Raw genomic sequence first — 9,554 nt, 5'->3', positions numbered from 1 at the left:
GCGGCTCGAGCTCGATGAGTTATTGGCCGCCTCCGACATCGTCTCGCTGCACTGCCCCTACGGGCCTGCCACCCATCACCTGATCGGCGCGGGGCAATTTGCGGCGATGAAGGATTCGGCATACCTCATCAATACTGCGCGGGGCCCGATCGTCGATGAAGCAGCACTCGTCGCTGCCCTTCGCGACGGGCAGATTGCAGGCGCCGGGCTCGACGTTTTCGAAAAAGAGCCCAGCGTGCACCCAGGATTGCTCGAGCTCGACAATGTGGTGCTCGTGCCGCACCTGGGCTCCGCCACTGTGGAGACGCGAACCGCAATGGCCATGCTTGCCGCCGACAATGCCCTCGCCGTGCTCTCAGGTGAACGGCCGCCTGCACCTATCGCCTAGGACAAACCAGCTGCCCCGGAGCGACACAACAACGCGGCCAAGTAAGGCCCCTGTCCATTGGACGGCGGCAGCAATGACCGGGCATCACATCTTAGAGAGAAGAAATAGTGACACGTATTGGCATTGTGGCCGAGTTGGGCCGCGAAACACGGGTGGCGGCGACGCCTGTCACCGTGAAGCAGTTGTTGGGGTTGGGCTACGATGTTGTGGTCGAGAAGGGTGCGGGGGAGTCGGCATCCTTCCGTGATGAGGCTTACGCCGAAGCGGGTGCCTTGGTTGTGGGCGCTGATGAGGCGTGGGGCAGCGATGTGGTGCTGCGGATCAATCCACCCACTGAGGATGAGATCGCCCGTCTCACCGAGGGTGCCACGCTGATCGGGTCGTTGAGTCCGGGATTGCGTCCTGAGTTGGTGGAGGTGCTGGCTTCGCGTCCGATCACGGCGCTGGCGTTGGATGCGGTGCCGCGGATCTCCCGGGCCCAGTCAATGGACGTGCTCAGCTCCATGGCAAACATTGCCGGGTACCGTGCCGTGATCGAGGCGGCGCATGAGTTCGGCCGCTTCTTCACGGGACAGGTGACGGCGGCGGGCAAGGTCCCGCCCGCGAAGGTGCTGGTTGCCGGGGCCGGTGTCGCCGGGTTGGCGGCGATCGGCGCTGCGTCCAGCCTGGGCGCTATTGTCCGGGCGACGGATCCGCGGCCGGAGGTCGCCGATCAGGTGAAATCTATCGGCGGAACCTATCTAAAGGTCGAGGTCGCCGAAGAGATGAAGTCCACGGACGGGTACGCCAAGGCCACATCCGAGGCATACAACGCCCGGGCTGCGGAAATCTACTCCGAGCAGGCAGCGGATGTGGACATCATCATCACCACTGCCCTGATCCCGGGACGCCCGGCACCCAAGCTCCTCACCGCCGAGGACGTGGCAAGCATGAAGGCCGGCAGCGTGATCGTGGACATGGCAGCAGGCCAGGGCGGAAACGTCGAAGGCTCCGTCGCCGGGGAACGGATTGTAACGGACAACGGCGTGGTGATCCTGGGCTACACGGATCTGCCGGCGAGGCTCCCGGCCCAGGCGTCCCAGCTGTACGGGACCAATATGGTGAACCTGCTAAAGCTCCTCACCCCGGGTAAAGACGGTCAGCTTCGGATCGATTTCGACGACGTGGTGCAGCGTTCCGTGACGGTGGTGCGCGAGGGTGAAAAGACGTGGCCGCCGCCCACGGTCCAGGTCTCCGCCGCACCCGCGGTGAAGACCGACGCCGGAACGGCCGCCGAAAGTACGGCACCGAAGAAGAAACAGGGCCTCAGCACGGCCGGCAAGGCAGGACTCTTCGCCGCGGGGATCGCGGTGCTGTTCGGGATCAACGCGGTCGCCCCGGCGCCGCTGCCGCAGCACTTCACGGTCCTCATGCTCTCGATCGTGGTCGGCTTCTACGTGATCGGGAAAGTCCACCACGCCCTGCACACCCCGCTGATGTCCGTGACGAACGCGATCTCCGGGATCATCGTCGTCGGGGCCCTGCTGCAGGTGACCTCCGAGAACATCGTGATGCAGGTCCTCGCCGCCGTCGCGGTGCTGCTGGCCAGCATTAACATTTTCGGCGGTTTCGCTGTCACCCGGCGGATGCTCGCCATGTTCTCCGCCGGGAAGGTCCGTTCATGAGCGCCATCACCGATGCAGCAGTAACACTTACGAGGAGCTCTACCGTGACTGACACCGTCTCCGGTCCGTTGACCGCCGACTCCATCGCGGGGGCGGCCTACATCGTCGCGGCCTTGCTGTTCATTCTCAGCCTGGCAGGGCTGAGCAAGCACGAGAAAGCCCGCGCCGGCGTCGTCTACGGCATCACCGGCATGGTCATCGCCCTCGCCGCCACGATCTGGCTGACCCTCCAGGACGCCTGGGGCACCGGCCACGCCCTCACCGGCCTGGGCCTGCTGGTCGCCGCGGTCGCCGTCGGCGGGGCGATCGGGCTCTGGCGCGCCCGCGTGGTTGAAATGACCGGCATGCCCGAACTCATCGCCCTGCTGCACAGCTTCGTGGGCCTCGCCGCGGTGCTCGTCGGGTGGAACGGCCACCTCGAAGCCCCTGCGTTGTCTTCGGACCTGATGGCGATCCACCACGCCGAGGTCTTCATCGGCGTGTTCATCGGCGCGGTGACCTTCACCGGCTCGATCGTGGCGTTCCTGAAACTCTCCGCCCGGATGAAATCCTCACCCCTGATGCTGCCGGGCAAAAACGGGATCAACCTCGGGGCGCTGGCCGCGTTCATCGCCCTGACCGTCTGGTACGTCAACGACTCCCAGCTCTGGCTCCTCATCGTCGTCACCGTCCTGGCCCTGGGGCTGGGCTGGCACCTGGTGGCCTCCATTGGTGGCGGCGACATGCCCGTGGTCGTGTCCATGCTCAACAGCTACTCCGGCTGGGCCGCCGCCGCCGCGGGCTTCCTGCTCAACAACGACCTGCTCATCATCACCGGCGCCCTGGTCGGCTCCTCGGGTGCCTACCTGTCCTACATCATGTGCAAGGCCATGAACCGATCCTTCATCTCCGTGATCGCCGGCGGGTTCGGCATCGCCGCCCCCGCCAGCAAAGGAGACACGGACCAGGGCGAACACCGCGAAATCACCGCCGAGGCAACGGCGGAAATGCTCACCAACGCCTCGTCCGTCGTCATCACCCCCGGCTACGGCATGGCCGTCGCCCAAGCCCAGTACCCTGTGGCTGAACTGGCCCACCAGCTCCGTGAGAAGGGTGTGAACGTCCGGTTCGGGATCCACCCGGTCGCCGGGCGCCTGCCCGGACACATGAACGTCCTCCTTGCCGAAGCCAAAGTCCCCTACGACATCGTCCTGGAAATGGACGAAATCAACGACGACCTCGGCGACACCTCCGTGGTCCTGGTCATCGGCGCGAACGACACCGTCAACCCCGCCGCCGCCGAAGACCCCGGCAGCCCCATCGCCGGCATGCCCGTCCTCAAAGTCTGGGAAGCCGAAAACGTCATCGTGTTCAAACGCTCCATGGCCGCCGGCTACGCAGGAGTCCAAAACCCCCTGTTCTTCCGCGACAACTCCCAAATGCTCTTCGGCGACGCCAAAACCCGCGTCGAAGACATCCTCAAAGCGTTCTAATTACGAGACGAGAGACCATGACCCTGTCCCGAATATTTCGTAACAGCACTCCCAGCATGGCGACGCGGCTCCGTGAACCGGAGCCAATCACCGAACAAGCACAAGCACCAGCGCAGCTTGTCAGTTTCATCGACGAATTCGATGCGTCAGCGTGGGTAGGACTCCACCACAGACACGAGTTTTTGCTCCATTACAAGCACGAGCTTTTGGAGCACCAGCATCCAGTGGCCGGTGGGCGTTGGTGACCTGACAGGTCACACTTAGGAGCAATTGGCTGCCCGAGCGATGCAACAAAAACGAGTACGAGCCCCGTCCCGGAGGGACAGGGCTCGTACCCGTTTAAGTAGCGGGGCCGGCGGCGGCTGGGGGAGGTGCACGTGGTCTCAGCCGTACACCTTCGCCGCCGGCTCCGCTGTCAACAGTACGGACGCGACCCGAGGGTTACCCGGGTAACGGGTACCCGATTCCCGTGGAAGCCTTACTTGCACGAGCCTGCCGGGACCGTGCTCGGACTAATGCGTCGCCTTGATTTCGTGGATGGTCAGGTCACGGAAAGTGGCGGCTCCTTCGTGGGCGTACAGGCGGATCCCGCTGTCGCCTTCAAGAGGGAAGACCCGGTGCGAGTGCACCACCCGTCCGTCTCCGACGAACATCTCCACGCTCGTGCGGTCCACGAGGATGCGGATGGTGAGCCGTCCCGTCGAGGGGTCAATCGGCGTCCGGGTTTCACCGCCGGTTGGGTTGATAGTGGGACGCCGGTTGAGGTAAACGAAGGGGCCCCGCAGGAATGCGCCGGCGGCGACATGCCGGCCGCCGCCCGGTGCGCGGCATACTTCCAGACCCACGTTGGCAGGTGGGGAGGCGGGGTCCCAGGTGAGCTCGAAGGTGAGGTCGTAAGCGGCTGTGCGAACGTCGAGGTCGCGGGTGCCCCTTACAACGACATCGCCCAGGAGATGGGTGCGCTTCACATGGTTTTGCAGCGCCGACGTGGGGGCGGAAACGAGGTGGTACACGCCGTTCGTGTGTTTGAGGCGGACGTCGCGCACGATCATGTCATCGCCGTTGTAGCCGTCGGTCTCGAGGGTGGGTGTGTTGTGGGGGTAGTCCCAGAAGTTCGCCCACCCTATCGCCCGGCGCAGAGTCTGATCTTCCGCACCCGAGGCGTCGTGATGTGGATAGGTGACTGCTCCGTAAAAGTCGTAGCCATAGTCGAGCCATTCGGGCTCGGGGTGATCAGGCGTGAAAGACGTGCCGTCGAAGGTGCCTGTCCAGTACGCGTAGGTGGCGGGCAGGCCGCGGCCTTTGCCGTTGGCGCTCGTGGCGAGGATCCAATGCGGGCTGCCGTCATCGGCGGTCATCCGGAAGAGATCAGGACATTCCAGCAGCCCCAGATCGGTACGCACGAATTCGCCGACGCGCCCCCAGGACCGCAGGTCGGCCGATGTGTAGAAGCCGAGCTTTTGCCCCTCGGCGTTCATCATGAACCATCGCCCGCGGTCAGCGTCCCAGATCACCTTGGGATCACGGAAGTCATGCACTCCGGGGTTCGGCAACACCGGGGCTGTACCCGCGGGCTGGAACGAGCGTCCCCGGTCGGTTGAGTACCACAGGTACTGAGCCTGGCGGCCATTCGGCGCCTGCGTGACGAAGGCTATTACCGCACCCTCGCCATACCCGGCGGTATTCCGCTCGTCGACCACAAGGGATCCTGACCAGCAGTCGCCGTTGCCGTCGCTGAACTTGGGGATCGCGACGCCGCGGTCGGTGAATGCCACGTGATCCGTGGTGGTGGCGCGGCGCCACGACGTGCCTCCGCCGCCCTGCAGGTAGTCGGCGTTGTACAGGTAGTAGTAGTGGTATTCCCCGTCCAGGTAGATGGGGCGCTGGGGGTCGTTCTTCCAGTTGTCGGGGACGCTGAAGTGATAGGTCGGGCGCATCCGGCGTGATCCTTTTGACAGTGAGCCTTTTGATCCGGGGGCAGGCGTCTTCGCCGGCGCGGCTGCAGCGGGTTCGGCGAAGGAGGCTGAAAGTGCAAGCGATCCGCTGAGTGCAGCCACCCCGCTTCCGCTAAGGATTGCACGGCGGGAGACCGGGGGTGGCAGTTCAGTCATGCGGTTGCCTTTTCTTGAACGTTCGACGGCGGGACGTTGGGCTGGGCCGGTTCGCCCGCCAGGGCGTGGCCATCGGCACCGGCCCAGGGCCGGTAGAGGTGGCAGCGCACCCAGTGGCGGTTTGCAGGGTCACCAACCTGATGGCGCACGGGTTCTTCGGCCGAACAGGCCTGGTTCGTGTCGCCGTCGTAAGCGCACGTCGTTGAAGCCATGACCGCTTGCCGCAGTTCGGCGCGGCGGACGGGATCGTATGAGCCTGCCCGCGCGGGGTCCGGGACAGCCGACACCAGGAGTTGCGTGTAGGGGTGCGCGGGGTTTGCCAGCAGGTCCAGGGACTCGCCCTCCTCAACAACTTCACCGGCGAACATCACGGCCGTCCGGTCCGCCAGGTAGCGGGCGGACGCGAGGTCGTGGGTGATGTAGAGCATCGAGATGCCCTGCTCGTCGCGGAGCTTGCGCATCAGGTTCAGCACGCCGATGCGGACGGACACATCCAGCATCGAGGTGGGCTCGTCGGCCAGGATGACTTGTGGTTCGACGGCGAGGGCCCGGGCAATCGCAACGCGTTGGCGCTGGCCGCCGGAGAGCTCGTGCGGGTACGAGTTCAGCATGTCAGCCTGCAGGCCAACAGTGGTCATGAGGTCTTCGAGACGCCGCCGGGTCTCCTCCTCGGTGCCACCACTTTTGCCGTGGATCGCCAGCGAACGCCGCAGGAAATGCTCGATCCTGTGGGCAGGGTTCAACGAACCGAAGGGGTCCTGGAAGACCATCTGCAGCTGGGACCGAAACGCACGCGACGCCTGGAAGCGATCGCGTTTGAGGATGTCGACGCCGTCGATCAGGATCGCGCCGGAGTTCGGCTTCTCGAGCCGGGCCACACAGCGGGCCAGCGTGCTCTTGCCGGAACCGGACTCGCCAACAAGCGCCACGATTTCGCCGCGGCCGATGGTCAGGTCCACGCCGTGCAGGGCGCGGACCGACGAGCGGGTGAACAGTCCTCCAATGGGGAACGACTTATCCAGGCCACGAATTTCAAGGGCGGGTGTGCTGGTGGTGGACCCAGCCGCAGGGAACGTCAGGGAGTGGCTCATCGTGCGGCTCCTTCCAGGTTTGCGGAATCAATGACTGAAGCGTCGGCACCAAACGGAGCCACGAAATGGCCGGGCGCAGCCTCGCCCAGGTCCGGGATGTTCCGGAACTTCACGCCGTCGGGCAGTCCCGTCAGCGGAACCCGCGGGCCGGTGAGCGGCGGGAACGCGCCCATCAGCGCCTGCGTGTAGGGGTGGAGGGGGTTGGCGTAGACGTCCTGGGCTTTCGCGGTCTCCACGATCCTGCCGCCGTACATCACGGCCATGCGGTGCGAGAGTTCCACCATGAGCGACATGTCGTGCGTGATAAATAGGACAGAGAAGCCGAGCTCGCGCTGGAGGTCCTTGATCTGCGCCATGATCTCCTGCTGCACCACCACGTCCAGCGCGGTGGTGGGTTCGTCGAGGATCAACAGCGACGGCTTGAGTGCCACCGCCATCGCTATGACAGCGCGTTGACGCATGCCGCCCGAGAGCTGATGCGGGTAAGACTTGAGGCGCGCCGGGTCTATCCTCACGAGTTCCAGCAGTTCAGCGGCGCGCCGCAGGGATTCCTTGCGGGAGTAACCGGCGTGGGTAGTAAAGATGTCCACGATCTGTTCACCGATGGTCAGCACCGGGTTGAGCGAGTTCATGGCCGACTGGAAGACCATTGCCACGTCCTGCCAGCGGAAGCGCCGCAGCTCCTCCGGGCTCATGGCCAGGACGTCCTTGCCGCCGAAGGAAATGCTGCCACCTGCGATCTTCGCAGGATCCTTCAGGAGCCGCATGATCGAATTGGCGATGGTTGACTTCCCGCAGCCGGATTCCCCTGCGAGACCGAACACCTCACCGGTGCCGATGCTGAAGGAAACGCGGTCGACGGCGGTGGTGGAGCGGGTGTCGCCGATGTACTTGACGGTGAGGTCCTTGACGTCCAGGACGGGTTCGTGGGAGCCGAAGGACACTTGGGAGATGGTCATTTGGAGGCGCTCCTTTCGGTGTCTTTCGGGGTTTTGATCTTCCGCAGCCGCGGGTTGGTGACCTCGTCCACGGCATAGTTGATGAGGGCAAGGGCGAAGGCCACCAGCGCGATGCAAACGCCCGAGGGCACGAACACCCACCAGCTGCCGGTCAGCAAGGCGCCTTCGTTGCCCGCCCAGAAGAGGTTGTTGCCCCACGAGACCGTGCTGGCATCGCCCAGGCCCAGGAACTCCAGGCCTGCTTGGGCACCAATGCCGTAGATGACGCAGGCCAGCAGCGTGCCCATCACGATCGAGGCCATGTTGGGCAGGATTTCGCGGAACATGATCCGGCCGGCCCGTTCACCGCACACCACGGCCGCGGCCACAAAGTCCTTAGAGCGGATGGACAGGGCCTGCGAGCGCAGGACGCGCGCTGAGCCTGCCCAGCCGGTGACCACCAGGACAAGAATCACTGTGCCCAGTCCCGGAGGGAGGAACGCGGCCAGGATGACCAGCAGCGGCAGGCCGGGAAGGAGCAGGAAGACGTTGGTTACCAGGGACAGCGCTTCGTCGATGACCTTGCCGAAGTACGCCGAGGCAAGTCCCACCAGGATGCCGACGAAGGTGGACGCGAAGCCCACGGTGAGCCCCACGAACAGCGAACTCCGGGAGCCGTGGACCGTCAGCGCGAGCACGTCCTGACCCTTGGCTGTAGTTCCCAGCCAGTGCTCGGCCGATGGTTCCATGGATGCCATGGCGGTGATCCGCGACGGGTCGCCGGGGAAGAATACCGGTGCCAGCAGGGCCAGTGCGATGAAGACGAGCATCACGGCCATGCCTGTGAGGGCTTTTTTGTTGGTGAGGATGCCGTGGACGAAGCTGCGGTTGGGCTTGCGGGCCGCCGGGGTTTTGGCGGCCGATGTGCCGGGTTGCTTCAGGATTGCGGTTGTCATGATCGCTCCCTCTAGTTACTGCGCACGCGCGGGTCGAGGCGGACGTAGAGGATGTCCACCAGGAAGTTGGCCAGCAGCACGGCGGCGGTGATTGTCAGGAACAGGCCCTGCATGAGCGGGTAGTCGAGGCCCTGGACGGCGTTGAGGAGCTGGTAGCCGACGCCGGGGTAGGCGAACACCACCTCGGTGAGCAGCGCGCCGCCCACCACGAATCCCAGCCCCATGCCGAAGCTTGTGACGGACGGGAGCATGGCGTTGCGGGCTGCGTAGCGGAGCATGATGCGGCCCGGGCGGAGTCCCTTGGCCTCGGCCATGGTGATGTAGTCCTCGGAGTTGGTGGCGATCATGGTGTTCCGCATGCCCAGCATCCAGCCCCCGATGGAGACCAGCACGATGGTCAATGCCGGAAGCACCAGGTGGGCGGCGACGTCGCCAATGAACTCCCAGGTGAACCCGGGCTGCAAACCGGCAGTGAAGGCGTGCCGGATGGGGAACCAGTTCAGGACCACCCCGAACAGGTACAGTGCACCCATCGCGAGCCAGAAGTAGGGGAACGAGCCGATGAACACGAGCAGCGGCGGAAGCGCGGAGTCCACCGCGCCGCCGCGGCGCCAGGCTGCAAGGACACCCAGCAGGTTACCCACGACGGCGGCAATCACCAGGGCGGTTCCGCCGAGCAGGAGGGTCCACCCGATCTGGGACGAGATGACCTCGGTGACCGGGGTGGGGAACCGGGAGATGGAAACGCCCATTTGCCCTGTGAAGATGTTGGTCATGTAGCCGATGTACTGCTCCCAGAGGGGCCGGTCATCGACACCCAGCAGCTTTCGCAGGGCCTCAATCTGTTCGGGCTGCATTCTGTCCTGGGAGCGGGCGAACATACGGGAGACGGGGTCTCCCGGCATGAAGCGGGGGAGCAGGAAATTCAGGGTGA

The 9,554-nt window shown here is 64.8% G+C and carries 8 protein-coding genes; 3 read left to right on the top strand and 5 right to left on the bottom strand.

Features of this window, described 5'->3' with window-relative positions:
- The 3 genes from P2Q66_RS19275 to pntB all read left to right on the top strand — a co-directional run.
- Window positions 1–388, top strand: a 388-nt coding sequence (locus tag P2Q66_RS19275) for an NAD(P)-dependent oxidoreductase (RefSeq protein ID WP_275730724.1), incomplete at its 5' end; no start/stop codon positions are given.
- 107 nt (window positions 389–495) lie between these two features.
- Window positions 496–2,052, top strand: coding sequence for a Re/Si-specific NAD(P)(+) transhydrogenase subunit alpha (locus P2Q66_RS19270; protein WP_275730722.1), 1,557 nt, complete (start codon window positions 496–498; stop codon window positions 2,050–2,052).
- Between the two features lie 68 nt (window positions 2,053–2,120).
- Complete coding sequence (gene pntB, locus P2Q66_RS19265) at window positions 2,121–3,524, top strand: Re/Si-specific NAD(P)(+) transhydrogenase subunit beta (protein ID WP_345795650.1); 1,404 nt, start codon at window positions 2,121–2,123, stop codon at window positions 3,522–3,524.
- Between the two features lie 512 nt (window positions 3,525–4,036).
- Here the strand turns inward: pntB and P2Q66_RS19260 are convergent.
- The 5 genes from P2Q66_RS19260 to P2Q66_RS19240 all read right to left on the bottom strand — a co-directional run.
- Window positions 4,037–5,461, bottom strand: coding sequence for a glycoside hydrolase family 32 protein (locus P2Q66_RS19260; protein ID WP_345795649.1), 1,425 nt, complete (start codon window positions 5,459–5,461; stop codon window positions 4,037–4,039).
- A gap of 170 nt (window positions 5,462–5,631) precedes the next feature.
- The gene (locus tag P2Q66_RS19255) at window positions 5,632–6,726 is read right to left on the bottom strand and encodes an ABC transporter ATP-binding protein (RefSeq protein ID WP_275730716.1); all 1,095 of its coding nucleotides are present in this window, start codon (window positions 6,724–6,726) and stop codon (window positions 5,632–5,634) included.
- A complete protein-coding gene (locus P2Q66_RS19250) occupies window positions 6,723–7,685 on the bottom strand; it encodes an ABC transporter ATP-binding protein (RefSeq protein ID WP_115523333.1) in 963 nt (320 codons plus the stop codon). The genes P2Q66_RS19255 and P2Q66_RS19250 overlap by 4 nt, the downstream gene beginning before the upstream one ends.
- Entirely contained in the window at window positions 7,682–8,620 is a 939-nt protein-coding gene (locus P2Q66_RS19245; protein ID WP_275730715.1) for an ABC transporter permease, read from the bottom strand. Before P2Q66_RS19245 ends, P2Q66_RS19250 begins: the two co-directional genes overlap by 4 nt.
- An 11-nt stretch (window positions 8,621–8,631) precedes the next feature.
- A partial coding sequence (locus P2Q66_RS19240) for an ABC transporter permease (RefSeq protein WP_275730713.1) occupies window positions 8,632–9,554 on the bottom strand: 923 nt, incomplete at its 5' end.

Source organism: Arthrobacter sp. Cr_A7 (genome assembly GCF_029222765.1).
Taxonomy (GTDB): Bacteria; Actinomycetota; Actinomycetes; order Actinomycetales; family Micrococcaceae; genus Arthrobacter.
The sequence above is the reverse complement of the archived record's forward strand: the minus strand, read 5'-3'. Positions and strand labels throughout refer to the sequence as shown.